This is a genomic window from Rhodobacter aestuarii, from assembly GCF_900156655.1.
In the GTDB taxonomy this organism is placed as follows: Bacteria; Pseudomonadota; Alphaproteobacteria; order Rhodobacterales; family Rhodobacteraceae; genus Rhodobacter; species Rhodobacter aestuarii.
In genome coordinates this window covers 130643-156886 of sequence record NZ_FTOG01000008.1, presented here as the reverse complement: position 1 = coordinate 156886, position 26244 = coordinate 130643, and the positions used below count along the sequence as shown (strand labels likewise).

24 protein-coding genes are annotated in these 26244 nt (G+C 61.6%); 11 read left to right on the top strand and 13 right to left on the bottom strand.

The window, feature by feature from the left end:
• Positions 1-4: 4 nt before the first annotated feature.
• Positions 5-766, bottom strand: coding sequence for a phosphoribosylaminoimidazolesuccinocarboxamide synthase (purC, locus tag BW967_RS12635; protein ID WP_076485440.1), 762 nt, complete (start codon positions 764-766; stop codon positions 5-7).
• Positions 767-1021: 255 nt separating this feature from the next.
• Between purC and BW967_RS12630 the strand changes: the two genes are divergently transcribed.
• From BW967_RS12630 to bmt, 3 genes are all read left to right on the top strand, one after another.
• Positions 1022-1336 (top strand): DUF1476 domain-containing protein, encoded by a 315-nt coding sequence (locus tag BW967_RS12630; protein ID WP_076485439.1) that lies wholly within the window; start codon positions 1022-1024, stop codon positions 1334-1336.
• Positions 1337-1555: 219 nt separating this feature from the next.
• Complete coding sequence (locus BW967_RS12625) at positions 1556-3550, top strand: phosphatidylglycerol lysyltransferase domain-containing protein (protein ID WP_076485438.1); 1995 nt, start codon at positions 1556-1558, stop codon at positions 3548-3550.
• Positions 3551-3617: 67 nt separating this feature from the next.
• Positions 3618-4631: a betaine--homocysteine S-methyltransferase gene (gene bmt, locus BW967_RS12620; protein ID WP_076485437.1), complete on the top strand. Its 1014-nt coding sequence runs from the start codon at positions 3618-3620 to the stop codon at positions 4629-4631.
• Between the two features lie 114 nt (positions 4632-4745).
• Here the strand turns inward: bmt and BW967_RS12615 are convergent, their stop codons facing one another.
• Positions 4746-5852 carry a PA0069 family radical SAM protein gene (locus tag BW967_RS12615; RefSeq protein WP_076485436.1) on the bottom strand — a complete coding sequence of 369 codons (1107 nt, stop codon included), beginning with the start codon at positions 5850-5852 and terminating at the stop codon, positions 4746-4748.
• Between the two features lie 209 nt (positions 5853-6061).
• Here BW967_RS12615 and BW967_RS12610 point away from each other — a divergent pair, with 209 nt between their 5' ends.
• From BW967_RS12610 to BW967_RS12605, 3 genes are all read left to right on the top strand, one after another.
• On the top strand, positions 6062-6760 hold the full coding sequence (locus BW967_RS12610; protein ID WP_076485435.1) for a corrinoid protein: 699 nt from the start codon (positions 6062-6064) through the stop codon (positions 6758-6760).
• 132 nt (positions 6761-6892) lie between these two features.
• Positions 6893-7063 carry a hypothetical protein gene (locus BW967_RS18735; RefSeq protein ID WP_170952663.1) on the top strand — a complete coding sequence of 57 codons (171 nt, stop codon included), beginning with the start codon at positions 6893-6895 and terminating at the stop codon, positions 7061-7063.
• A 10-nt stretch (positions 7064-7073) separates the two neighbouring features.
• Entirely contained in the window at positions 7074-7703 is a 630-nt protein-coding gene (locus tag BW967_RS12605) for a DUF1638 domain-containing protein (RefSeq protein ID WP_076485434.1), read from the top strand.
• Positions 7704-7736: 33 nt separating this feature from the next.
• On the opposite strand, the gene BW967_RS12600 is transcribed toward BW967_RS12605, so the two are convergent.
• Positions 7737-8312 (bottom strand): CIA30 family protein, encoded by a 576-nt coding sequence (locus BW967_RS12600; RefSeq protein WP_076485433.1) that lies wholly within the window; start codon positions 8310-8312, stop codon positions 7737-7739.
• Positions 8313-8366: 54 nt separating this feature from the next.
• Positions 8367-11021 carry a DUF2339 domain-containing protein gene (locus BW967_RS12595; RefSeq protein WP_139327834.1) on the bottom strand — a complete coding sequence of 885 codons (2655 nt, stop codon included), beginning with the start codon at positions 11019-11021 and terminating at the stop codon, positions 8367-8369.
• Between the two features lie 676 nt (positions 11022-11697).
• On the opposite strand from BW967_RS12595, the gene BW967_RS12590 reads away from it, so the two are divergent.
• Positions 11698-14268 carry a M10 family metallopeptidase gene (locus BW967_RS12590; protein WP_076485431.1) on the top strand — a complete coding sequence of 857 codons (2571 nt, stop codon included), beginning with the start codon at positions 11698-11700 and terminating at the stop codon, positions 14266-14268.
• 3 nt (positions 14269-14271) lie between these two features.
• Here BW967_RS12590 and cysK read toward each other — a convergent pair whose 3' ends face one another.
• Together cysK and BW967_RS12580 are read right to left on the bottom strand one after the other, a co-directional pair.
• Positions 14272-15246, bottom strand: a complete 975-nt coding sequence (gene cysK / locus BW967_RS12585; RefSeq protein WP_076485430.1) for a cysteine synthase A — start codon at positions 15244-15246, stop codon at positions 14272-14274.
• 159 nt (positions 15247-15405) lie between these two features.
• Complete coding sequence (locus tag BW967_RS12580; RefSeq protein WP_076485429.1) at positions 15406-16185, bottom strand: TOBE domain-containing protein; 780 nt, start codon at positions 16183-16185, stop codon at positions 15406-15408.
• Positions 16186-16460: 275 nt separating this feature from the next.
• Here BW967_RS12580 and modA point away from each other — a divergent pair, with 275 nt between their 5' ends.
• From modA to modD, 4 genes are read left to right on the top strand one after another with little or no spacing between them, the layout of a single operon-like run.
• A complete protein-coding gene (modA, locus tag BW967_RS12575) occupies positions 16461-17210 on the top strand; it encodes a molybdate ABC transporter substrate-binding protein (protein WP_076485428.1) in 750 nt (249 codons plus the stop codon).
• A 3-nt stretch (positions 17211-17213) separates the two neighbouring features.
• Positions 17214-17906 carry a molybdate ABC transporter permease subunit gene (modB, locus tag BW967_RS12570; protein ID WP_076485427.1) on the top strand — a complete coding sequence of 231 codons (693 nt, stop codon included), beginning with the start codon at positions 17214-17216 and terminating at the stop codon, positions 17904-17906.
• Positions 17903-19039 carry a molybdenum ABC transporter ATP-binding protein gene (gene modC, locus BW967_RS12565; protein WP_076485426.1) on the top strand — a complete coding sequence of 379 codons (1137 nt, stop codon included), beginning with the start codon at positions 17903-17905 and terminating at the stop codon, positions 19037-19039. The genes modB and modC overlap by 4 nt, the downstream gene beginning before the upstream one ends.
• Positions 19026-19865, top strand: a complete 840-nt coding sequence (gene modD / locus BW967_RS12560) for a ModD protein (RefSeq protein WP_076485425.1) — start codon at positions 19026-19028, stop codon at positions 19863-19865. Before modC ends, modD begins: the two co-directional genes overlap by 14 nt.
• Positions 19866-19955: 90 nt before the next feature.
• Here the strand turns inward: modD and BW967_RS12555 are convergent, their stop codons facing one another.
• From BW967_RS12555 to nifA, 7 genes are all read right to left on the bottom strand, one after another.
• A complete protein-coding gene (locus tag BW967_RS12555) occupies positions 19956-20159 on the bottom strand; it encodes a TOBE domain-containing protein (RefSeq protein WP_076485424.1) in 204 nt (67 codons plus the stop codon).
• A 156-nt stretch (positions 20160-20315) separates the two neighbouring features.
• Positions 20316-21149, bottom strand: coding sequence for an SIR2 family NAD-dependent protein deacylase (locus BW967_RS12550; RefSeq protein ID WP_076485423.1), 834 nt, complete (start codon positions 21147-21149; stop codon positions 20316-20318).
• Positions 21150-21151: 2 nt separating this feature from the next.
• The gene (nifT, locus tag BW967_RS12545) at positions 21152-21364 is read right to left on the bottom strand and encodes a putative nitrogen fixation protein NifT (RefSeq protein WP_076485422.1); all 213 of its coding nucleotides are present in this window, start codon (positions 21362-21364) and stop codon (positions 21152-21154) included.
• A gap of 30 nt (positions 21365-21394) precedes the next feature.
• A complete protein-coding gene (locus BW967_RS12540) occupies positions 21395-21733 on the bottom strand; it encodes a nitrogen fixation protein NifZ (RefSeq protein ID WP_076485421.1) in 339 nt (112 codons plus the stop codon).
• Positions 21723-22475: a 4Fe4S-binding leucine-rich repeat protein gene (locus BW967_RS12535; RefSeq protein ID WP_076485420.1), complete on the bottom strand. Its 753-nt coding sequence runs from the start codon at positions 22473-22475 to the stop codon at positions 21723-21725. Before BW967_RS12535 ends, BW967_RS12540 begins: the two co-directional genes overlap by 11 nt.
• 9 nt (positions 22476-22484) lie before the next feature.
• Positions 22485-23981: a nitrogenase cofactor biosynthesis protein NifB gene (gene nifB / locus BW967_RS12530; protein ID WP_076485419.1), complete on the bottom strand. Its 1497-nt coding sequence runs from the start codon at positions 23979-23981 to the stop codon at positions 22485-22487.
• Between the two features lie 207 nt (positions 23982-24188).
• Entirely contained in the window at positions 24189-26066 is a 1878-nt protein-coding gene (gene nifA, locus BW967_RS12525; protein WP_076485418.1) for a nif-specific transcriptional activator NifA, read from the bottom strand.
• Between the last annotated feature and the right edge of the window lie 178 nt (positions 26067-26244).

Sequence of the window (26244 nt, the reverse complement as noted above, 5' to 3'; positions counted from 1 at the left end):
CTCTTTAGTTGATCAAGGTGGGCTTCATCGGCGTGGCATTGGCGGGCAAAACCCCCAGCCGCCGCGCGACTTCGGTATAGGCATCGGTCAGCGAGCCAAGGTCGCGGCGGAACACGTCCTTGTCGAGCTTTTGGTTCGTTTTCACGTCCCAAAGGCGGCAGCTGTCGGGGCTGATTTCATCGGCAATGATCAGGCGCATGAAATCGCCATCCCAAACACGACCGATCTCAATTTTGAAGTCGATCAGTTTGATGCCAACGCCAAAGAACACGCCCGACAAGAAGTCATTCACCCGCAGCGCAAGGCTGACAATATCATCAAGGTCTTGCTGGTTCGCCCAGCCGAAGGCGATGATATATTCCTCGGGCACGAGCGGGTCGCCGAGTTCATCGTTTTTGTAGCTGTATTCCACGATCGGGCGCGGCAGCGGTGTGCCTTCTTCAAGGCCCAAACGCTTCGCAATCGAACCCGCCGCAAAGTTGCGCACGATCACTTCAAGCGGCACGATCTCCACTTGACGGATCAGTTGCTCGCGCATGTTCAAACGGCGGATGAAGTGGTTCGGAATCCCCACATTCGTCAGACCGTTCATGAAGAACTCGGACAGGCGGTTGTTGAGCACGCCCTTACCCTCAATCGTCGCTTTCTTCTGCGCGTTGAAGGCGGTCGCATCATCCTTGAAGTATTGCACCAAAGTGCCGGGCTCGGGGCCTTCGTAAAGGATCTTTGCCTTGCCTTCATAGATTTTCTTGCGACGCGGTGCCATGGGCTCTCCGATACTGGGCGGGTCCGTTGACCCAATCTGGGGTCTTGCCCTCGGGGCACCCCTTTCGGCCCCTATAGGCCAAGCCGCCTCGCGCCGCAAGAAGATCGGTGCACCTTCACGGCCAACATGCTAGAATAGAGCGTCTCTCGGTTGCGTTTCGTGCTAGCGCAATCACCCCGGCGCGGCTTTATGAGGTCTTGCAGCAAGAGGCCAAAAAAACCATATCTGGGATAACAACTGATTTGGGGGGACCAGATGACCACTTTTGACGACCGCGAACACGCCTTTGAGGCCAAATTCGCGCATGATGCGGAACTGCGATTTAAAGTTGAGGCGCGGTCTGTGAAGCTCCTCGGTCAATGGGCGGCGGAACTGCTGGGCAAAAGCGGCGAAGAAGCAGAGGCCTATACCGGTGCGTTGATCGCAGCGGATTTCGAGGAAGCGGGCCAAGAAGATGTGATCCGCAAACTGGTCGCAGATCTGGCGGGCGTCGCCGATGAGGCGAAGATCCGCGCCAAAGTTGGCGAGGCGATGCGCGAAGCGATGAAACAAATCACCGAAGTCGGCTGAGCATTTGCCCAGACCGCGTTTCGAAAGCCGGCTCTTTATGGAGCCGGTTTTTTCTTTTTTAGCTGAGCCTTAGCACGCGATCTTCAAACGAAAGGCGCGGCTTGGCAGGGTTAATTTCTGCATACCATCTTTGGATTTGATACCTCGATTTTAAACCTTTCTTTCCCTTAGAGGCGCAAACCCGAGCACCGGGGATATGTGGTAAAGAGAGGGGATCAGATGTCGGATCATCGCAAGGGCACGGCCGTCGCTGCGCAACTTACCTCAGACGAGGGGGCAACGCGGCCTTTGCGTTTTGGCGCTGCTGCGGGGCGGCAAGTGCTCGGCATCGTCCTTGTGGGCGCCTTTTTGTGGGCGCTGCGCGATCGCTTGGCCATGCTCGATGGCGCGGCGGTGATGGCTGCCCTTGCGCGCGTAGACATTGCCCATTGGGCCCTCGCGCTCGCCGCAACCTTCGTCAGCTTTGCCGCGCTTGCGCAATATGATGCGATCATCCACCGCCTTTTGGGCACCGGCACCGCCGCGCGCCCCGCCCGCCGCGCCGGTTGGACCTCGATTGCGCTGAGCCAAACCATTGGTTTTGGGCTCGTATCTGGGGCGCTGGTGCGCTGGCGAATGCTGCCCGAAACCTCGCTCGCGCGCGCCACAAAAATCACCGCAACCGTTGCCGCGACCTTCCTGATCTCATGGGCCGTGCTCACCGCGCATGTGTTGTTGATTGCCCCCGTGAGCTTGCCGGGCCTGTCTTTGGCCACTGTGCAGGGCTTTGCGCTTTTGGGTCTTGCGCTTGGCGGCGCGCTGGCCTTGGCCGCACTTTTGTTGCCGGGCCTAAAAATTGGCCGCCTCACGCTGCGCTTGCCTGCCCCTGCGGTGATGGCGCAAATCCTCGCGCTCGCGCTGATTGACACCGCCTTTGCCGCGCTTGCGCTTTGGGCGCTTTTGCCCTCTGGCACCGATATCGGCTTGCTGGCGCTGTTCCCGGCCTTTCTGCTCGCCCTTGGCGCGGGCTTTGTTTCGGGCACGCCCGGTGGGGTTGGCCCCTTTGAAATCACCCTGATCTCGCTTTTGCCCTCGGCCCCCGAGCCCGAGCTTTTGGCAGCGATTCTCGCCTGGCGGATTGCCTATTTCGGTGTGCCTGCGCTTGCCGCAATGGCCGTGGTTGCATTGCGCCCAGCACGTGCGGGCGATGCCCCGCAAGTTGTTGCCGCGCCGATGGACTGCCCGCAAATCTCGCATCTGGTCGCACAAGACCGCCAAGCCGAACTGGGGCTGATGCACCAAGGCAATCTGGGCGTGTTGCGTTGTGACCGCGCGCCGGGCGGTTGGATGGCGGGCCGCGCCGGGCAAACGCTTGTGGCGCTCTTGGAGCCCTTTGGCACCGCGCCGTCGGGTGGGATGTTCAATGCCTTGCGCGAAGCCGCACGGGCAGAAGGCCGCCGTGCCAGCCTTTATAAAGTCTCCGGACGTACGGCGGCGCTTGCCCGCAAAGCTGGCTGGGTCGTCGCACCGGTCGCGACCGAAGTTTGGCTTGACCCGCGCAGCTATACGCTCGATTGCCCCTCGCGTTCGGGTCTGCGCCGCAAATTACGCAAGGCCGCAAAGGCGGGCCTGACCATCACCCCCGCCGAAGGGCCGCTGCCGATGGCCGAGATGATTGCGATTGCCGATCATTGGCGCGGCGCGCGCGGCGGCGAACGGGGCTTTTCGATGGGTCGCTTTGCCCCCGATTATGTGCGCCAGCAACAAGTGATGCTTGCGCATGTGAAGGGCAAGCTGGTCGGCTTTGCGAGCTTTCACGCCAACCGCACCGAATGGGTGCTGGATCTGATGCGCCCGGGGGAAGACGCCCCCGATGGCACGATGCAGGCGCTGATCAATGGCGCGCTTGAAGCTGCCGCGCAGGCGGGGGTGAAACGGCTGTCGCTCGCGGCCCTGCCGCCGCGCGCCGAAGACATCAGCGGCCCCGCCGCGCATATCTGGCGGCGCGCGGAAAAAGGTGCCGGAGCGGCGGGTCTGCGCCAGTTCAAAATGAGCTTCGCGCCGAACCTGAGCCCGCGTTATATCGCGGCCCCCTCGGCCCCGGCGCTGGCGCTGGCAGGGGTGGAAATTGCCCGCGCAATCCACCGCCCTGCCCCGCTTACGGCCCATGAACCGGCTCCGACGCCCGCGCTTGAAATGGTCCGTAATCTGTGGCGTGCCTCAAGATCATCTTGAGTGAAAGGAATTTGCACTTTTCGTCCGGTTCTGGCAGGGAGAGCGCGACCGGATCAGGAGAGGCCCGATGACCAACACGCTTACCCGTCTGCTGCAAACCCGTGACTGGCTGCTGGCCGATGGCGCTACGGGCACAAACCTGTTCAACATGGGCCTGTCTTCGGGCGAACCGCCAGAATTGTGGAACGTTGACCACCCCGACCGGATCGCCAAGCTTTACAGCTTTGCCGTGGATGCGGGCTCGGATCTGTTTCTGACCAACTCCTTTGGTGGCAATGCCAGCCGTCTGAAACTGCACAACGCCCAAGGCCGGGTGCGGGAGTTGAACCGCGTCGCCGCCGAAATCGGCCGTGAAGTGGCCGATAAAGCGGGCCGCCCGGTTGCGGTTTGCGGCTCGGTCGGGCCGACGGGCGATATTTTCGCACCGATGGGCACGCTCACCCATGAACTCGCCGTGGAAATGTTCCACGAGCAAGCCGAAGGGCTGAAAGAAGGCGGCGCGGATGTGCTTTGGGTGGAAACGATCTCTGCCCCCGAAGAGTTCAAGGCCGCTGCGGAAGCCGCGAAGCTTGCGGGCATGGATTGGTGTGGCACGATGAGCTTTGACACCGCTGGCCGCACGATGATGGGCGTGACCTCGGCGCAGCTCGCCAGCCTTGTGGAAAAACTGCCGAACCCGCCGCTCGCTTTTGGGGCGAACTGCGGCGTTGGCGCGGCTGATTTGATGCGCACGATCATGGGCTTTGTGTCTTCGGGCACCGAGCGCCCGATCATCGCCAAGGGCAATGCGGGCATCCCGAAATACCATGATGGCCACATCCATTATGATGGCACCCCCGCGCTGATGGGCGATTACGCCTGCCTCGCGCGCGACGCGGGCGCCACCATCATCGGCGGCTGCTGTGGCACCATGCCCGAGCACCTCAAAGCGATGCACGAGGCGCTTTCGACCCGTGAACGCGGGCCGCGCCCGACGCTTGAAGATGTCACCGAGAAATTGGGGGCCTTCTCGTCGAACACCGATGGCACCGGCGACGACCCCGGCCCGAGCCGCGAGCGTCGCGGCCGTCGCCGCGGCTAAGCAACCGCTGCGAACTAACGCTTGCCAGACTGCCCCTGTGGCCGGAAGATCGCGAGAGCCTCTTCCGGACCGGGAAAGCTGTGCCAATTGAAAGGGCGCGTGATGCACGAAAGGTCAGAACAGTTCCAACTGCTCGCCCGGCCTTGGCGGCACAGCAAAACGCGTGACATCAAGCGGCGGCAAATAGCGCGCAAGACTAAGGCGGCGGCACGACACTTCAAACCGGCGCGCCAACAACTCGGCCTCGGTCCCCTCGCCCTCCATCCGGCTGCCAAAGCGCGGATCGTTGAGCTTGCCGCTGCGAAATGCGGCAATCGCGCCCAGAACCTTTTCCGCGCGCAGCGGGTAGTGGCGGGCGAGCCAATCGGCAAAAAGCGGCGCCACCTCATTGGGCAGACGCAGGGCGATCATCTCGGCGGCGCGCGCCCCCGCCCGGCGCGCCTCGGTCAAGATCGCCTCCAGCGCGTGATCGGTGAGACCCGGAATGATGGGCGCGGCCATCACCCGCACCGGAACCCCCGCCCGCGCGGCGGCGCGGATCATCCGCAGCCGGGTTTGCGGGCTTGGCGCGCGAGGCTCCATTTTACGAGCCAAATCTTCATCCAACGTGGTGAGCGACACACCCAGATGCACCAAATTGCGCGCCGCCATATCGGCAAGCAAATCCATGTCACGCATCACCCCCGCGCCGCGCGTGGTCAGGCAAACGGGGTGGTTGAAATCGCTCAGCACCTGCAACAGGCCCCGCACGATCCCCTGCGCGGCCTCAGCCGGTTGGTAAGGGTCGGTCGCGGTGCCAATCGCGATCGGCGCGCAGGCATAGCCCTTCTTGGAAAGCTCACGCGCCAAAAGTTCGGGCGCTTCGGGCCGGGCAATGATCTTGGTTTCAAAATCCAACCCCGCCGACAGCCCCAAATAGCCATGTGTGGGCCGCGCGTAGCAATAGATGCAGCCATGCTCACAGCCCCGGTAAGGGTTCACCGAACGGTCAAACGGCACATCGGGGCTGGTGTTGCGAGTGATGATGGATTTGGGCCGCTCCACACAGAGTTCTGTGCGCAAAAGCTTTTCTTCTTCCGCGATCTCCCAGCCATCGGATTCGACCAGCCGCGCATAGGGTTCAAATCGCCCCGCCGGATTGGCCGCAGCGCCCCGCGCCCGCAGCCGTTGGCGCGGATCGGGGGGCGGCAAATCAAGCGGAAGGGATCCAGTAAGACTCATGTGCGAAAATTAGAACGAAATGAGAACATTGCGCAAGGGATTCGCCGCCACAACTCAACCGTGCAAACTAAGTGCTTCCGTGGCACGGCTTTTGCCTATGCCATCGTGCCCGCGTCGGTGACAGAACGCCGCATGTCGCAAATACAATAGTAACCCCGCCACTTTCACCGCATCACCGAAACATCCCCACGCTCAGGAGAACAACGCCCATGGCCGATGAAGACGACATCATTCTCTCGGAACTCGACGACGAAGAACTCGTGCAACAGATGCACGATGACCTTTATGACGGCCTCAAAGAAGAGATCGAAGAGGCGGTTAACATCCTCGTCGAGCGTGGCTGGACGCCCTATGACATCCTGACCAAAGCGCTGGTCGCGGGCATGACGGTTGTCGGCAACGACTTCCGCGACGGCATTCTGTTCGTGCCGGAAGTGCTTTTGGCGGCGAATGCGATGAAGGGCGGCATGGCGATCCTGAAGCCGATGCTGGTGGAAACCGGCGCGCCGCGTATGGGCAAAATGGTCATCGGCACCGTGAAGGGCGACATCCACGACATCGGCAAAAACCTTGTGGCGATGATGATGGAAGGCGCGGGGTTCGAAGTGGTGGATATCGGGATCAACAACCCGGTCGAAAACTACCTTGAAGCGCTTGAGCGTGAAGAAGCCGACATCCTTGGTATGTCTGCGCTGCTCACCACCACGATGCCTTACATGAAGGTCGTGATCGACACGATGAAAGAAAAAGGCATCCGCGACAATTATCTGGTGCTCGTCGGCGGGGCCCCGCTGAACGAAGAATTCGGCAAAGCCATCGGCGCCGATGCTTACTGCCGCGATGCCGCCATTTCGGTGGAAATCGCGAAAGACATGATCGCGCGCAAGCACAACCAGATGGGCGCCTGAGCCCGTCGTGCCGCAAAGTCAGGCAAAATCGCGTCTGACGCAACGAAATGTGAACCAGAAAGGCCTCAAGCTACGCTTGGGGCCTTTTCCTTTGGGAGAAGCCGTCCCATATTTGAGGTAAGGAGAACGCCCATGATGCAGCCAATGCCCCTGCCCCATTTCCTGATCATGCTGATCGCGGTCATCTTGGCTGCGGCGGTCACGATTGCCGTGGCCTTGCATGCGGGGGTGCCGCTGATGCTGATGGGCCTCGCAGCGCTGATTGGCGCGGCGGTGATGCGGCTCTTTGAGCGCGTCGAGTGACCCAGCTCAAATGATTTCTGATCAGAGTCTGACTGTTGCGGGTCTGCCTCCCGAGGGGCGTGGACGCGTGTTGCTGATTGCCTGCGGTGCGCTCGCCCGCGAGATTTTGGCGCTGAAAGCGGCGAATGGTTGGGATCATCTCGACCTGACTTGCCTGCCCGCAAACCTGCACCTTTACCCCGAGCGGATCACCGCCGCCGTGGAAGCCGCCGTCGCAAAACACCGCGCCGCCTATGAGACGATCTACATCGTCTATGCCGATTGCGGCACCGGGGGACAGTTGCAGGCGAAATGCGCCGAACTTGGGGTGGAGATGGTGCCGGGCCCGCATTGCTATGCGTTTTTTGAAGGTAATGACACCTTCGCCGCCCATGCCGAAACCGAAGTCACCGCCTTCTACCTTACCGATTTTCTGGTGCGACAGTTTGAGGCCTTTGTCTGGAAGCCGATGGGCTTTGACCGCCATCCCGATCTGATCCCGATGATGTTTGGCAATTACGAAAAGCTGGTTTTTCTCGCTCAGACGAATGACCCGGCGTTGGATACCAAAGCGGAAGAGGCGGCGAAAAGGCTCAACCTTACCTATGAACGCCGTTTCACTGGCTATGGGGATTTGGCCGTCGCACTCGCCGCGGTCTAACTTCGGCCCCGTTCAACTGCAGCCCCTTGGCGCTTAGTAAAAGCCGACCTCGCGCACCTCAACCTCGGCTTCGTGGTCGCGCCCATAGGCGACGACAGCCACCGAGGTCAGGGCATGCGGGTCTGGCACCGCGCGCAGCATCCGGCCAGAGGGTTTGAAGGCGCTGAACGGCAGCTGCACCTCTTGCCAGCTTTCGGTCACCTCAAACGGCGCTTGGTAATATTGCCACGGCAATAGCGTGCCCTTGGTGCGCAGATGCGCGAAATAGCGCTGGTTGTTCCCGCGCACGATGAGCCGCAGGCCTTGCGTGCCCGCCGGCGGCGGCGCGTTGAGGTCATGACGCATCTGAATAAAACCGCCGCGATTGGCGGTGCTGACATGGCCCGTCATCCGCGCATGCGGCGGGCCATCACCGGTGATCATCAAAAGCTCGCCGGTTGAAATGCCGCCCATCACCCCATCGGTAAAAAAGCGCCAGCGGGTCTCAGGCTGCATGGTGAAATCCTCGATCATTTGCGGCGCGGGCGTTGGCGGGTTGGCCGAAGCCGCCCCGACCCCAAGGCCAAGCGCCACAGGCACCGCAAGAAGCAGGCTGGTCAAAACGCGCATGAACAACACCTCCTGTTGGCTCTGAGGTAGTGCCTGAGGATGCCCCGTCCAGCCCTAGCTTTCGGGCGCAGGCGGCACGCTTGCCAAAGCCGCGCGGCGGTTCACCCAAGCCAAACCCGCCAGCGCCAAGCCAAGGATCAAGAATGACCCCGCCCGCACCAGCCCGCCCAGATCGGCGGCATCAACAAAGAACACTTTGATGATCGCCACCACCAGCACCGCATCGGCGAGGTAGCGCAGCGGATTAGAACGCCGCCACAGCGCGGCTCCCAAAAGCCCGGCACCAATAAGGAGCAACAGCGCGGTGTAGCTCCACAATTCGCCCTCGCCCATCGGCAAGGCAGCCGGGCGATTGCCACGCCAAATCTGTGCCACGCTGAAAAACAAATACGCCAAGACCAGCACCGAGCCGAAACCGGCAAAGATGATCCGCACCGCTTTCTTGAGCCCCTTCAGAGTTACGGCCATCGCCAAGATGATCAGCCCCGGCAGCAAATAGCCAAACGTCATGGAGTTGAAGAACACCGGCCCGACAATCTCAAAGGACCGCCAGACAAGCGGGTTGAGCGCCAAGGCCAGCAGCAAAGCGAGGCTCGCCACCGCAAGATCGAGCCATCCAAGCGTAAGCCGCAGCAGCCGGGCGAAACGCGCCAATCTTCCCGCCTCTTGCTTGGGCGCCGTGACAGAGGCGGTGCGCAGCAAGGCCCAGCCAGCGAGCCACCAACTTGCGCCGGTCAAACCAAAGACAAGATGTTCGGTGGCCTCAAACGCGCGGATCAGCACCACGCTCGCCCCCATGGCCAAAACCACAGCACCGCCCCCCTCAAGGGCGGCTCGGGTCAGGGGCCGATCTGCGCTGCGCAAAGCCACAGCCGCAACAAGCAAGGCAAGTGCCGGGGCCCCATAGGCCAGCACGATCTCGAACCATCTGGCATGATCGACCCCCCAAAAGAGGCCCGGATCAACCAGCGTGCGCCAGACAAGAACCATCACGCCCACTTGCGCGAAGCCCGCCAGCCGGGGCAGTTTCCAGCGCAGATCCATAAGAACGGCACTCAGCACCAAAACCGCCAGTGCCACGCTCAGCGCCGCTTTCGTGAACCAGATAAAGAGCGCAAGCGCGATCAGCGACAGCGCCGCCAAAACGGCAAGCGAAACACGTTCCCGATCCGGCGCGTCGCGATGCCATGCGCGCTCGGCCAAAAGCGTCGCCAAAGCGGCAAAGCCCATCGCAATGCCCGCCCATGTATTGGCCCCAATCACCGCGCCCGGCGCATTCATCACCTCTTGCAGCACCAAAAGCCCCGGTCCGGCAACGGCTGCCCCAATTGCCCAAGCGATCGCATCACGCCCCACGCCGCGCGCAGACCGCCAAGCACAAGCGAGTGAGATCACGGCCCCCGCTGCGATCAACAGGTAAAACAAAGTGGCCGAAACCTGCGCCGGATATTCCTCCCCCATATCCACGAGTGTTGGCACGATCCGGGGCGCGAGCAGATAAAGCCCAGCAACGGCAACCAGTGCAAAATCCACAGCCCCCGGCGCGCGCAGGCTCCAAAATGTCGCCAGTAGCGTGAGCCCGGTCAGCGCGGCCAAAGCGGCAGCCAGTTGCGGTTCCTCTGCCCCGATCACCGAGAAGAGCCCCGCCACCGCGCCGATCCAGACAAGCCGCATGAAGAAGTCGCGCCAACCGATTTCAATCAGCGCCGCCCCTGACTGTAGTTTTGCGACAATGGTCTGTGCGGGCCTGCATGGGCGCAAGGCGCCCCCCAAGAAAACCGACCCAATCACCGGCACAAGGGCGAAATAGGCAAGCGCCGCAGCCCAAGTCTGAGAAAGATGCGCGATCTGAAACATGGCGGCAAAGGGCGCAATCAGGGCCAGTTCATCCACCGCGCGCCATTTCTTGAGCGCGTTGATAGACAGGCCAGAAAGCATTACCAGCCCGAAATAGCCCGCGATCATCCATTCAGAACCGGGCGCGCCTCCCGCCAAAAACGGCGCGGCGCAGGCCCCAAGCAAGCCGACCAGCGCCAGAAGCGGGCCATAGAACCACCCCAGCACAATCGCCAAAACGGCGACCATGACCAAAAGACCCAAGCTCATCGCAGGGGTAATCAGCCCATAAAGCATCTGTGCTGTTAAGACCGCCCCGTAAAGCGTGACCACGCCCGCGCCCGAAAAGACCGAGGGCAGATAGGCAGTCGCCGTTTCTGGCGCGTCGCCCCAACGGCGCCGGATCACCTCTCCCGCGCCAATGAGCAGTGCCCCGAAGGCCGCGGCCAGCATCACCCGCGCGGTGGGCGACAAGAGCCCGCGTTCGGCCGCATATTGCGCGGCGAAAATACCCGCGAGTGCGAGCGAAACCGCCGCAACCGCATAAAACCAATTTTCCTGCAACCACGTCCAAACCAGTGCAACCAAGCTCGGCTCAGAAGGCACGCGGGCTGCAGCAGGCAAAGGCGGAGGCATCGCGGGCGCTGCAGCCGCTTCCGGAGGAGCCTGTGGTGCAGGTTCATCCCGCTCTGGCGGCCAGGAAGCCGCGACTGGCTCCGGTTCTACGGCCTCTGGCACAGGGAGGGCTTCGTCCCCGCCCAGCGCAAGACGCGCTTCAAGCGCAGACACGCGTCTGCGCAGATTGGCAAGGCTGAGCAAGAGCGCAACGAGCCCCGCAACACCACCCGCCACGGCGAGCAAAATAATCAGCACGAAAATCTCCACCGTTCCCCCCGGGGCAAGGCCAATGGATCACTCTAGCGAGCCAGTGCAGCCCTCGGCAAGGGCGTGCCGCGCACCGAAACTTATGCTGCCACAGGCATTTTTGCGCGCAGGCATCAGTTCAAAAGACCTCACGCCGCAAATAAAATATCTTCAGAGATGCGCATAAAAAAACAGAATGAAAAGCGGAAATAACCGCAGATCACATTTTAAAATGCAAAATAATAAGAGACACTGATCAATTGCCCGCAAGCATCGCGGGTCGTAGATCAGGACCAATTCCGCAAGGTATTCTGGCCACCTCTCACGCGGCTCCGACTCAGTCTCATATGCCAAATTTTCTTGCCCTTTTCCCTCCTTTTAGGCGCCCACAAATCGCCCCATTTCAATTGCCTCGCCACAATTACGCACTGGACCCCTAATCACGCATTTACCCAGTCTTTATTTACCCGCGGCCCAAACCTCTAATACCCCCTTCCTGCGTAGACTATTCTCTTGGCGGAAACAGATTTCAGGCAGTATAAAACCTATCGAGACCCGAACTTCCGAAGAACTCGGACCCTCATATTCCCGTGTCGCCACCGAACCGCCGGCGCAGGTCGGCCCTGCTTCCCGAAGCCCGCTTCGCGAAGCCCGGTTGCGCACGCCCGTCGCAAAGGAGTGCTTCATGGCTTTGCCCGTCTATACCCCCGAACAAGCAGCATGGCAGCTGACCCATGGCTATTGGGGGGGCGTGTCGCATCCATGGGCGCTCACCAGCACACGCACTGTGACCTATTCTGTCGCGTCGGATATGACGGCGAATGAACGCGCGATGATCGCGAAGGCATTTGAAGAGTGGAGCAATACCGCCAACATCCACTTCATTGAAAAAAGCTCTGGCGGGCAGATCACCTTCCAACACAGCAGCTCGGGCGCCTATACGAATTTTTGGTGGAACTACGCAGGGAAGATGACCTCTGCCACGGTCAGCATCTCCACCGATTGGGTCAGCCGCTACGGCGATACCCCCGGCGGATATGGGTTCCAGACCTATGTGCATGAAATCGGCCATGCGCTTGGCCTTGGCCATGCGGGCAATTACAACGGCTCGGCCAGCTATTCGAGCAACGCGCTCTTTGCCAATGACAGCTGGCAAGGGACGATCATGTCCTATTTCTCACAAACGCAGAACAGCTATATCAACGCCTCCTACGCCTATACGCTGACGCCGATGCAATATGACATCGTTGCGATGCAAAGCCTCTATGGTGCGCCAGTTGCCGCCCATGGTGGAAACACCGTCTATGGCGTGGGGTCGACCGCAGGGGGGGGGCTTGATTATCTGGGCGTTGCGAACCATTCAAGCTCCGTCACCTTCACGCTCACCGACAGTTCGGGCACGGATCTGGTGGATTTCTCGGACCGCAGTGAAGCCAGCCGCATCGACCTCACCGCAGGCGCAATCTCCAACGTCTTCGGGCGCACGGGCAACATGATCATTGCCACAGGCACGGTGATTGAGAACCTGCACACCGGCAGCGGCAATGACACAATCACCGGCAACACGGTCGCGAATGAGATCTCGTCCGGTGCGGGCAATGACGTGATTGATGGTGGCAGCGGCAATGATACGCTGACAGGCGGGGCCGGCAATGACACGCTCACCGGGGGCGACGGGGCGGATACCTTCGTCTTTACCAGTGGCTTTGGCTCCGACACGATCACCGATTTTGGGGATACGGATTATATCGACGTGTCCGCGATTGCCTCGCTCACCGATTGGTCGAGCCTGCTTGCGCTGATGTCAGAGAGCGTGAACGGGGTCACGATTGCCACGGCAGCGGGCACGCTGATTTTGGCCGGCAACACGATTGCTGGACTGATCGCGGCGCATTTCCTGTTCGTCACCGGGCCGGGTGAAGATACCCCTCTCGCGCCGATGCAGCTTTTCGGAACGACGGGCAATGACAGCCTTGCGGGCGGTGCGGGCAATGACACGATCGACAGTGGCGCCGGCAATGATACGATTGACGCGGGCGATGGCGATGACACGATTGCCGCGGGCCTTGGCAATGACCGGGTGACCGCGGGCAAAGGGGCCGATTTCGTGGATCTCGGCGCGGGAGACGATATCTTCTTCGACACCAGCGATGATAGCAACGACACGGTGCTGGGCGGCGATGGCAATGACACGATCAGCAGCGCGGGCGGCTTTGACAGCCTGTCGGGCGGCGATGGCGATGACAATCTGACGGCAGGATCGGGCGGCGCAGCGCTGGATGGTGGCCTTGGCAATGACACGATGCTTGGCGCTGCGGGAGATGACCTTGTCACCGACGCGGGCGGCGAAGATTACGTTGACCTTGGCGCAGGCGATGACCGCTACACCGGCACGGGGGACAGCCTTGGCGCGGGGGACAGCGTTTATGGCGGCGCGGGCAACGACCGGATCACCACCGACATCGGCAATGATCTGATCTTTGGCGATGATGGCAATGACACGATCTTTTCCGGTGCGGGCGATGACACCGTGACCGGCGGCGCAGGCGATGATCGTATTGATCTTGGCCGCGGCAATGACACGTTCATCGATACCTATGACAGCGGCGCCGATCTTGTGCGTGGTGGGGCGGGCGACGAAATCCTGACCAGCCACGGTGGCATTGACACGCTGTCGGGCGGAAATGGCAACGACTACCTGACCGCCTCAAATGATGGCTCAATGCTGCGCGGCGGCCAAGGCGATGACACGCTTGTGGGCGGCGACGGGGTAGACCGCGTGATTGACACAGGCGGCAGCGATCTCGTGATGCTCAATGGAGGCGACGATGTCTATATCGCCCGCAGCTTGGATCGCCGCGATTCCGATATCGTCTATGGCGGCGACGGCAATGATCGTATTCAAGCCAGCATCGGCGACGATTATCTGTCTGGGGATGCCGGGCAAGACACGATCCTTGGCGATTGGGGCAATGACCAGATCATGGGCGGCGCGGGCGATGACCTGCTAACCGGCGGCGGCGATGCGGATACGTTCATCTTTGCCGATGGCGACGGCGCCGACACGATCACCGATTTCACCATCGGCGAAGACCTTTTGAACCTGACGGGTCTGCGCGACATCGGCAGCTGGTCCGATATCGCGAGCCACATCACGCAAATCAGCACGGATACACTGATCAGCTTCGACAGCGTTCAAATCACGCTGGCCGATGTGACGGCCAGCGCGCTGAGTGTGGATGATTTCCTGTTCTAAGCCTTAGACGGGCGCGCCAGAGGCATCAAACATGCCCTCAAAAAGCGCCGAGGACAGGTAGCGTTCGCCAGAATCGGGCAAGATCACCACGATGGTCTTGCCCGCGTTTTCGGGCTTTTGCGCCAGCCGCAGCGCCGCCGCTGTGGCCGCCCCGCAGGAAATGCCGCACAAAATGCCCTCTTCTCGGGCCAGACGCAGAGCAACTTCCATCGCCTCTTCATTGCTGACCTGTTCGACCTCGTCGATCAGCTTGAGGTCGAGCACCCCCGGCACGAAGCCCGCACCGATGCCTTGGATCTTATGCGGGCCGGGTTTGATCTCTTCGCCCGCGCGGGCTTGGGTCAGCACAGGGCTTGCCGAAGGCTCCACCGCCACCACCTTCACATCGGCACCGCGGTTTTGTTTCAGGTAGCGGCTCACCCCGGTGATCGTGCCGCCGGTGCCCACGCCCGCCACGAAGACATCCACCTGACCATCGGTATCTTCCCAAATCTCGGGACCGGTGGTGCGCTCATGGATCGCCGGGTTCGCCGGGTTTTCGAACTGTTGCAGCAGCACGTATTTCGGGTCCGAGGCCGCGATTTCCTTGGCTTTGGCAATCGCCCCGCCCATCCCCTTGGCGCCTTCGGTCAGCACCAGTTTCGCACCGTAAGCCACCAGCAACTTGCGCCGCTCAAGGCTCATGGTTTCGGGCATGGTCAGCGTGATCGGAATGCCCCGCGCGGCAGCCACGGCGGCGAGCGCAATCCCAGTGTTGCCCGAGGTGGGTTCGACAATTTCACGGCCCGGGGTCAGCAGACCCTTTTCTTCCGCATCCCAGATCATCGCCGAGCCAATGCGGCATTTCACCGAATAGGCCGGGTTGCGGCCTTCGATCTTGGCAAGCACCGTTGCCCCCAGCCCCGCACCAAGGCGCGACAGCTTCACCAAAGGCGTGCCCCCAATAGAACGGGAATTGTCTTCAAAAATGCGGCTCATATCGTCTCTCCGGTCAGCTTTCGCCGGGCGAACCCCGGCCTTTGCCCCTTGAAAGCACGAAGAAATCTGACTGAAAACCCTTGAAAAACCGCCGTTCCAGCTTTGGCCAAACTTCGGGAAAGCGTTACGCTGGGCTGCGCGTGCGTGGCACGTTTTCCCTTAGGGCAGCGCCAGAATCACATGGCTTGATTTGACAAGTGCAGTAATCCGCTCGCCCGGTTCGGGGGCCAATCCTTCGGCACTTTCGCGGGTAATTGCGGCGGCGAGCGTTTTACCGCCCCCCAAATCCAGCACCACTTCGGTACCCAGATCGCCGTCAATCCGCTCCATCACCACGCCGAAAAGCCGATTACGGATAGACACGCGCGGCGCCTCTTCACGCGTGAGCAGCACGAAATTGGATTTCACAAGCGCAAGCACCTCTACCCCCGGCATCAAGCCAAGTTCGCGCGCCGAGCGTGCGGTGATGACAGAGACAAGCTGCGCCCCGCCAAGGTCAAGCTTGACCTCTGCACTCACCCGATCCGCCAAGACGCTGATCACCTTGCAGGCCCAGACATTGCGCGCCGAAGTGCGCAGGCTCAGCCCCCGCAACACCTGTGCGGGCGCCAGTTCAAGACGGTTCTCAAGGCGGCTCAGCAGTTTGGCAAGCTCGGCTTCAATCTCGCCATAGGTGGCAATCACCTGTTGGCCGGCCTCGGTCAGTTCAGCGCCGCCGCCCGCACGCCCACCGGGCGCCGCCGTGACCAACGGGCTGGCAAAGAGGTTGTTCATTGCCTTCACGCCATCCCAAGCGGCCTTGTAGCTGAGCCCCAGCTCGCGCGCGGCAGCGGAAATAGAGCCGGTGCGCCCCACGGCGGCCAAAAGCGCCACCCGCTCCGCGCCCATCCGCGCCCCGGTGCGTTCCAGCGTCAGCGCGCCCCGCAACCCTTCTGTCATGGCCTGTCCTTCCGGCTTGTCTGCCGCCAAATTGACCTAAGCGCAGGGCGATGACCACCGATGATGCACCTACGCCGCCAGCACATCCTTCAAAATCGCGCAATTGCGAGGCAATTGCTCAATATTCCCTCACATAGCCACGCAATCCTTGGGCCAAGTGGCACCCTGCCCGAGGCGGGGCGCCGCACCCCGATTGCGGCACGCACCCCGCAGGCGCTATGCAGGTATAGTATATAGCGCTTTCCACCTCGGGCCTGCCCGAAGAAAGGACTAAAATGATTGCCCGCCTGCCCCGTCTTTTGACTGCCCTGCCCGCGCTTTTGGCGCTTACCGCCCCGGTTCAAGCCGATGAGGTGATGGCCGCCGTCGCCGCCAATTTCACCAAACCCGCACAAGAGATTGCCGCGCTTTTCACCGCCGAAACCGGGCATGAGGTGACGCTATCTTTTGGTCCCTCGGGCCAGTTTTACACGCAAATCACCCAAGGCGCGCCGTTTGAGGTGTTCCTCTCGGCTGATGCGGCGCGCCCGACCAAGGCGATTGAGGAAGGCTTTGGCGTGCCCGGCAGCGCCTTTACCTATGCGCAGGGCAAGCTGGTGCTGTGGAGCACCGACCCCAACACCGTAACCGGCCCCGAAGCGCTACAAGCCGCGCCCGAGCATGTGGCAATTGCCGACCCCAGCTCTGCCCCCTATGGCGCGGCGGCGATGGAGGTGCTTGCCGCGCTTGGGCTCAGCGACGCGCTGAAAGACAAGATCATCACCGGCAAAAGCATCGCGCAGGCCTATCAATTCACCGCCTCAGGCAATGCGCCTTTGGGCTTTGTGGCCATGTCGCAGGTGGCGGGCGATACGAGCGGCTCAAGCTGGGTCGTGCCCGCCGATCTTTATAGCCCGATCAAACAAGATGCGGTGCTGCTTACCCCCGGGGCGAATGACCCGGCCGCGCAGGCGTTCCTTGATTTTCTCAAGACAGAGGCCGCGACCGCGATCATAGTCAAATATGGCTATGAAACCGGGGAGTAAGTGATGGATTGGGCGAGCCTTTATGACCCGGCAATGCTGCAAACGCTGGCGCTGACGCTAAAATTGGCCGGGGTCACCACCGTGGTGTTGCTGATCATTGGCACGCCCTTGGCATGGTGGCTCGCCCAACCGGGCGGGCTCTCCAAAGACGTGGTGGGCACGGTCGTCTCCCTGCCCATCGTGTTGCCCCCCACGGTTTTGGGCTTTTATCTGCTGATCGCGATGGGGCCCAATTCACCGCTCACAGCGCTTTTGGGGCAAAAACTCTCCTTCACCTTTGCGGGGCTGGTGGTGGGCTCGGTCGTCTATTCTCTGCCCTTTGTCGTGAACCCCATTCGCAACAGCTTCACCGCGATGGGCCCGCGCCCGATGGAGGTGGCGGCAACGCTGCGCGCAAGCCCGTGGGACGCCTTTCGCACCGTCGCGCTACCGCTGGCCCTGCCCGGCATCTCAACCGGGGCGATCTTGGGGTTTGCGCATACGGTGGGCGAATTTGGCGTGGTGCTTATGATCGGCGGCGCCATTCCCGGGCGCACAAAGGTTCTGTCGGTCACGATCTTTGATTACGTCGAAACGCTGGAATGGAACAAAGCGCATCTTTTGGCTGGGCTGATGCTGGTGCTCTCTTTCGCCGTGATCCTCGCGATGATGCTGATTGAGCGGCGGCTTGGCGCGCGCGGGGGGGCGCGGCCATGATCCACGCCAGTTTCAAAGGGCGCATCGGCGGCTTTGTGCTTGATGCAGAGTTCGAGGCCTTGGGCCACGGCGTTACCGCACTATTCGGCCCCTCGGGCTGCGGTAAAACCACGGTATTGCGTTGCATGGCGGGGCTGACGCGTCTGCCTGACGGGCAATTGACCGTCGGTGCCAAAACTTGGCAAGCTGGGCGCAAATTTACCCCGATCCATCGCCGTGCGGTGGGCTATGTGTTTCAGGAAGCGAGCCTTTTTGCGCATCTAAGCGTGCGCGACAACCTTTGCTACGGCCTCAAACGCGCCAAAGGCCCCCTGCGCGTTGGCGAAGAAGAGGTCGTTTCACTTCTGGGTATCGCGCCACTATTTGAGCGCCCCACCGCCACGCTGTCGGGGGGGGAACGCCAGAGGGTGGCGATTGGGCGCGCGCTGCTGTCCCAGCCCGAATTGTTGTTGATGGACGAGCCGCTTTCGGCGCTCGACCGGCTCTCACGCGAGGAAATTTTGCCCTATCTCGAACGGCTCCATGCACGGCTTGAAATGCCGGTGATCTTGGTCAGCCATGACATGACCGAAGTGGAGCGTCTGGCAGACCGGTTGGTGTTGATGGAAAGGGGCCGCGTGCGGGCAGAAGGCCCACTTGCCCCGATGCTCGCCGACCCGGATCTGCCGCTTATTCACCGCCCCGATCTGGCCTCGGTGCTAGAGGGCGAGGTGGTCGCGGTCGATGACGCCTATGGGCTCAGCCAGATCGCCGTGCCGGGGGGCGTGATCGTCGTGCCGGGGCGGCTGGGGCCTGCGGGCGCGCGGCGGCGGATGCGTATCCCGGCGGCCGATGTCAGCCTTGGGCGCAACCCACCCTCTGACACGACCATTTTGAACGCGCTGCCCGCCACGATTTTGAGCGCGGAACCCGAGCCCAATGGCAGCCCGCTGATCACCGTACGGCTGAAGCTAGGGCGCGAGACGGGCGGTGCCTTGCTGCTGGCGCGGATTTCGCGCAAATCCTGGGACAGCTTGGGCTTTGCGCCGGGGGAGCCGATTGTGGCGCGGCTGAAAGCCACATCGCTTTCACACCCCAGCACCTCGATGGAAACAGCCCCCGATTGGCAAGAGGACGACGATGTTCGTGATTGATGATACCGCGCTGATGGCGCTGATCCGCGAAGATGTGCCTGCGGGCGATCTAACCACCCGCAGCCTTGGCATTGCCACCGATGCGGGCGAAATCACCATGCGCGCGCGCGCGCCGATGACGGTGGCCTGCTCTGAAGAAGCGGTGCGGATTTTCCAACTGCTGGGCGCAGAAGCATGGATCGCCTGCCCCTCTGGCAAACGCGTCGAAGAAGGCGAGATGCTTTTGTTTGGGCGCGGTCAGGCGGAGGCGCTGCATGCGGGCTGGAAGGTCGCGCAAACGCTGATGGAATGGGCCTCGGGCGTGGCCTCTTGTGCAAGCGACATTCTGAGCGCTGCGCAGGCAGTGAACCCCGCCATTTCCGTGGCTTGCACGCGCAAATCGGTGCCGGGCACGCGGGCGCTTTCGCTCAAGGCCATCACCGCTGCCGGGGCCACAATCCACCGCGCGGGGCTGTCTGATACAGTTCTGCTTTTTGCCGAGCATCGCGTTTTTGGTGGGGAAGACGCACTGGCCACGCAAATCGCGCTTTTGCGCCAAAGCTGCCCGGAGCGGCGCGTGGTGGTGGAAGTATCGAGCCGTGACGAGGCGCTTGCCGCCGCCAAAGCCGGGGCCGAGGTGCTGCAACTTGAGAAATTCCCGCCCGCCGAGGTCGCTGCGACCGTGGCAGCGCTTGGCCCCGATTGGCCGGGCAAAGTCGCCGCTGCAGGCGGCATCAACGCGAAAAACGCGGCAGATTACGCCGCAACTGGCGCGCATGTTCTGGTGACTTCGGCCCCCTACACCGCGCCGCCGCGTGACGTGAAAGTGCATATTGGCATGGCGTGAACTTCGCGCCCCAACCCATTGCCTAAACATGCGAAAGGGGCGCGAGCACCTTGGCCGTTCGCGCCCCTTTCCGCCCTGACAAGACAGCCCCTAAAGGCCGACAATCACATCGCTTGCCTTGATGATCGCACTGGCCCGATCTCCTATTTTCAGGCTCAAATCGGCGACGGCTTCATTTGTGATCGCGGCGGTCACAATCGAACCGCCAATGTCGATTTTCACATGGGAGGTAACCTGACCAACCTCAATGGCGGTTACGGTGCCCGTCAGAACATTGCGTGCGCTAAGCTTCATGCCTGTCCTTTCCGGCCCGCCTGTGGGCCCCTCCGGGTCACGACAGCCGACAACATCGGCTAAGATCAGGGTCGCGCCGAAAAGGCCCAAAAACAAGCGCCGATTGCACACGTCAGCCATGCGCAATCGGCATTGGGTGAAACCGGGAGAAAGGGTTTATCCTTCCGCAACCGTGAGTCGTTCTGTCACTTCCGAAAGCGGTGCGTCGATCCGGGTGATGGACAATTCCTCAAAGAATTTTTCTTCCATCTTGGTCAGCGGACCGGGGATCACCGCAATATGGCCCGTGCCCGAGCGCTTGGCGATTTGGCGCGCGTAGATGCGCAAAAGCTGATCGTCGAACCGGCAGCCCAAGAACAGGAACGGGCGGCCCGTGCGGCGGTTTTGCACCTCTTCCGGGATCGGAGTTTGAATGTCGATCTCGGTCAGCACTTCCACATAATCGGCATCCGACATCAGGAACGAGCCCTCTGCCGTGGCAAGCCCATGCGGCTTGTAGATCAGGCTTGGCCAGTTTGGGTCAGCCGCATCCAATTCACCGCCACCTGCGGTGAAGGCACGGTAGTAATCTTCGGTCCAGCCACCTGAGCGGCTCACACCTTGGACATAGCCCCAATCATCGCGCCCCGGCCCGAAGGCGCGCAAAATCGCGTCATCATACCAGCTATCCACCACCATCGGCGGGCGCACACGGGCGAGCCAATCATAGACCGGGTTCGCGCCGCCGGGCGGCACGGCAAAGGCATCACGCACCAATTTATTGAGCGTACCCCGGAACTTGCGGCTTTCGATATATTGCGCCACGGCCCAAAGGTTGCCCACCGCACGGCGCGGCACCCGGACTTTGCTTTCCAAAATCGCCGAGAGCGCGGGCGGGGTGGAGGGCGCCTCGCTCCCTGACAGGGCCGAGACCTCGGCGCCAAGGTAAGGGACGCGTTTCCCCTGCGCCACCTCGGCCATTGCGGTATCCAGCAGGTCGAGATCGGCCATGCTCAATCCTCGTCGGAAAGCTTGCGCGCATCGACCGTGACCGGCAGCGCGGGAGGCGTGTCAAACTCGGGCATCGCAAAGACCCAACCGTTCGAAAGCTTCGCCCAGCCGCCCCAAAGGCCCGGCTTTTCTTGCTCGACCACCATCTCTTCAAGGTCTTTTTTCGGCACATAGGCTTCAATGCCCTTGGCGGTTTCGCGGATCATCACTTTCATCGGGCTTACTCCTTGGAGAAATAGGGAAAATCAGGCTTTTTGCAGCATGTCACGGGTGACGATGTGGGATTGTAGCGCGGGGCGATCATCGTCGCGGGCGCGCAGTTCTTCTGCGGGGGTGATTTCTGCCTCGCGCATCCCCACAATCGCGCCGCGTTCGAGGTAATCGACGGCATAGATGTAGAACTGGCCAAGGAAGGTGCCGATGTCGCGGACATAGCCCACATCGCCCTTTTTCACGACAATCTCGCCAATCTCGCAGCCCGGCATGGTGCCATCGTTCTTCACCTGCTTGCGCGAGACGACCTTGTCGCCCGGCAGATAAAGCGGTTGGCGATACACCTCGATTTCGCGGTCATCAGTCGACATCTGCGGCTCCTTCCAGCTTGGCGAGCCGCGCGGAGGCGGTCTCGCGGATGATTTCTTCGGGGTCGTCGATCAGATGCGCGAGCACCTTTTCACAGCCCTCTTCGGCGGCGGCGTGGCGCACGCGGATGTCGTGGTCTTCGACAAACAGCATCGGGCGGCGGCGTGCCGCTTCGCGGCGCACAAGCGGGTCGGGGTCGGTGCGGAAGCGATCAATCCAATCCGGCCCAATGCGGCGCACAACATGGGTGCGCACCTCTGGGTCGGGATCAGAGATCATCACCGGCAGCATGCCCTCTTCGGCACGACGCGCAACAACCAGCCGGATACCGGGATCGTCGTCATGCACGAGCGGCAGGAGTTTGTTTGGCGGCAACCGCCAAGCCACGGCAATGCGCACATTGCGATCCGGGTCATCCATCAGCCGCTCGGCGCTGGCCTGCGGGAGCCGCAAAATCGCCATCGAGCGCACCGCCGGATCCGGATCGTCCAGCAGCCGCGGCAACCGGAAGACAGAGGCCAGCCGCGCCGCATTCACCCGCGTTTCGAAATAGGGATGGGCGAGGTTTTCATCGGCCAGTTCGGGATTGAGCAGAAAAAACCGCTCAATCCGCTTGGCATAGCGGTCATTCAGGCACGACCAGCCCAGACCGCATTGCCCAAGGTCGAGCCGCATCCGGAAGCGGCAGCTATCGCAATCAAGCGCCCTGCCCTCCCAATCCAGCGGTTCCGGTCCCTCGGGCATGGTCCCTCCTTAGGCGCGTTCGGCTCGCGCCGGGGCGAGCCCCATGCGCGCGCGGTAAACGGCGGAAACGGCGGTTTCGATGTAGTCATAGGCGTGGTCTTGCAGCACCGTGATGCCCGCCTCGGCCAGCGTTTCGCGCGGGCAATCGCCGATTTTCGCACAAAGCACTGTATCGATGCCCTCAAGCGTTGCAATCACCCGATCCAGACGATCTTCCTCGCCCGCGCCATCGACACAGTAATTGTCGCAGCGGCGGTGGAAAGCGAAGCGCACGCCATCAGTATCCACCTCAAAGACTTGGAATTCCGAGGCATGACCAAAGTGCTGGTTGATGCGCCCGCCGCCTTGGGTGGCCACGGCAACCAAAAGCTTGGGCGCGGTTTCAGCCACGCTCGCGCCGGTTTCCGCTTTGGCATCTTCTGCCGCCGCACGGCGATCTTCGCGTTCTTTCGCAACCCAATCTTTGTAGGTCTCGCGCGCTGCCGGATCATAGGCGACCTCTTCCGGCAGTTTGTCGAGGCTGAATTCTTGGCCGCGATCTTCGCCCAACAGCCCCACCGCATCGGCGCGGCATTGGCGGCAGTGTTTCATCAGATTTGCGCCGCCAGCACAGGCTTCTTGCACCTTTTGCAGTTCCGCCGCGGTCGGGCCGCGCTGGCCGGTGAGGCCAAAATGCGTGCCATGCGCCGGGTCCGAAATCAGCGGCATGATGTTGTGCAGGAACGCGCCGCGGCGCTTGACCTCTTTGTTCACCTCGAGCAGGTGCTCGTCGTTGATGCCGGGGATCAGGACCGAGTTCACCTTCACCAAGATGCCGCGTTCCACCAACATATCGAGCGCAAGCATCTGCCGTTCGTGCAAAATTTTGCTCGCCTCAACGCCGTAATAGCGTTTGTTGCCGTAGCGGATCCACGGATAGATCTTCGCGCCCACTTCCGGGTCGATCATGTTGATGGTGATGGTGACGTGATCGACATTCATATCGACCAGTTCTTCAACATGTTCAGGCAGCGCGAGCCCGTTCGAGCTCAGGCATAGGCGAATGTCGGGAATGTCTTCGGTGACGCGGGTGAAGGTCTCTTTCGTCTTTTTCCAATCCGCGCAGCTATCGCCTGGCCCAGCGATGCCCAAAACCGAAAGTTGCGGCACCTCATTGGCGACCGCAATCACCTTGCGCGCGGCTTCTTCGGGCGTCAGGCGTTCAGACACCACCCCAGGGCGGCTTTCATTGGCGCAGTCATATTTGCGGTTACAGTAGTTGCACTGAATGTTGCAGGCCGGGGCAACGGCCACGTGCATCCGGGCGAAGTAATGGTGCGCCTCTTCCGAATAGCAGGGGTGGTCTTTCACCTTCGCCCAGGTTGCCGGGTCCATATCTTCGGGTGCTTGTTTCGAGCCGCAGCCCGTTGCACCGGAGCTGGAGCAGCCATCAGAGGCCATCGCCTTTTCTAGCGCGTCTTTCGAACCGATGGTCAGCCCGCCGAGAGAGACGATATTTCCAGACATGGTGCTTCCCCTTGCTGTAATGCGCGTTCAGGGGATATCTAGCAAAGACCGTGCCAAGGCATTTTCGGGCACTTTGTGGGAGTTTGGCACGAAGTTTGTCGCTTGTCCGACAATGATTGTGCCAAGCTTTGGAACGAGCAGCGCCCGAAGCCGCATTTGGGCCTCGGGCGCGCCCCGGTCGAAACCGGGTGGACTAAGAGCCGCGCGTTAAATCCGGCGCAGTTCGATCTCGAACTTTTGCAGCGCATAGGCGATCTGGCGCGGCGTCATGCCCAAAAGCCGTGCCGCTTTGGCCTGCACCCAACCCGCACTTTCCAGCGCCCGGATCAACTCATCGCGGGTGATGTTGGAGGTCTTGCGGCGCACCTGATGCACTTCTTCGGGTTCCGGGTGCGGATGATGTTCATAGGGCGCAGCGGCAGCAGGCTGCACCATGTGTTCCGGCGCGGGTGCCGCGACCGGGGGCGCCATTGGCGGCGTCGACATCGGCGGGGCCGCTTGGGGCGGCGGGGCCATCGGCGGCGCGGAATAGGCGGGCGGCGGCGAGGCAGGCGCGCGCACGCTTGGCGTGATCGTGCGGCCAGACGCCAAACCGCCGATGGGCGAGGCCCCCTCTTGCAAGCGGAAAAGTTCTGCCGAGAGACACGCCCCTTGCGAACAGGCAAGCTCGTTGGCCAAAACGATTTCCCCATCCGACAACGCGGCGGCGCGGTTCACGCAGTTTTCCAACTCCCGCACGTTGCCGGGGAATTTGCAGCGGCAAATCTGGTCAAACGCATCAGAGGCGAATTTCACATTCGTCCCGTTCGACTTGTTGAACCGATCCAAGAACAATTGCGCCAGCGGCTTAATGTCGGATTTGCGCTGCCGCAGCGGCGGCAAGACGATCGGCACGACACAAATCCGGAAGTAAAGATCGGCCCGGAATTCCCCCCGCGCAACGGCCTCTTCCAGATCGCGGTTGGTGGCCGCAACAATACGCACATCCACTTTCAGCGTGCGGGTACCGCCGACGCGTTCAAACTCACCCTCTTGCAGCACGCGCAAGAGCTTCGTTTGGAAGGTGGGCGAAATCTCCCCAATCTCATCCAAAAAGAGCGTGCCGCTATCGGCCAACTCAAAGCGCCCCTTCTTGAGCGCGTTGGCCCCGGTAAAGGCGCCCTTCTCATGACCAAAAAGTTCGGATTCAAGCAACGTTTCCGAAAGCGCCGCGCAGTTCACCCGGATGAACGGCCCCTTCGCACGCGGCGATTGGCTGTGCACAGCCCGGGCAAAAAGCTCTTTCCCGGTGCCGCTTTCGCCGCGCAAAAGCACCGGCGTTTTGGTGCCGGCCACGCGTTTGACCTGCGCCACGACCTCAGAGATCGCAGGGCTATCGCCGATGATCCCGTCAATTGTGACAGGCGGCTGGCTGATCCCGCGTTGATCGGTCATGCTTTGCAGCATCCGGCGCGTATCTTCGAGCGCGCGTTCGCGGTCGCGCGCCACCCGTGCCCGGAAGGCCAGCGCTTGCTCCAAAAGCGAAGCAACCATCGTCAGCACCCGCACATCGGCATCGGAATAGCCCGCGCGCTTATGGTCGTGGCTGCGATAAGCGGCCAGCACACCAAGCACGAAATGGCTCCGCTCCGGGTCCCGCAGCGGCACCGCAATCAACGTCTGGCCACTGTCGCGCAAACGCGGAGGAACGGCCTCGGGACCGAATTCCTCTTCAAGATCAAAGGCCACGAACGGCACGGAAGAGCGAAACACGATCCGCGCCACCGCATCGGGCAAAACATCGGACGGTGGGGCATCGGGATCACGGCGGAAAGAGGTGGCCGCAATCCGATAGGGATTTACGCGCTTATCCTTGCCGTCAGGCTCGGCCAGCACCGCAAGCACCCCATGGCGCAAATCAAGAAAGGAAGACAGAACGTTGAAAATTTGCGGCACCACTGCCATCGGGTCGGGGGCACCTGCGAAGGTTTTCGCAATTTCATAGATCGCATCAAGCGCGAGCCTATCGGCGATCTGGCGGGCCGAACGCTTGCGCGGACGCGCCACGGGACGGCTGTCCTCGGAGACGGGCGTATGGTCGGTCATTGTTTCAGATCCCTGTTGCGGGCTAAAGGCGGCGTGGCGCAAACCCTTGGCTGAAGCTTCTCACTGCCCAACCGCATGCTTTGTGTCACTGCGCGAAAGAATCGCATCTTGCCACCTCGCTGCCGTGGCCTCCCCAAAACATCATGCGCTTGATCTGGGGTTTGCGGGGCCAGCAACT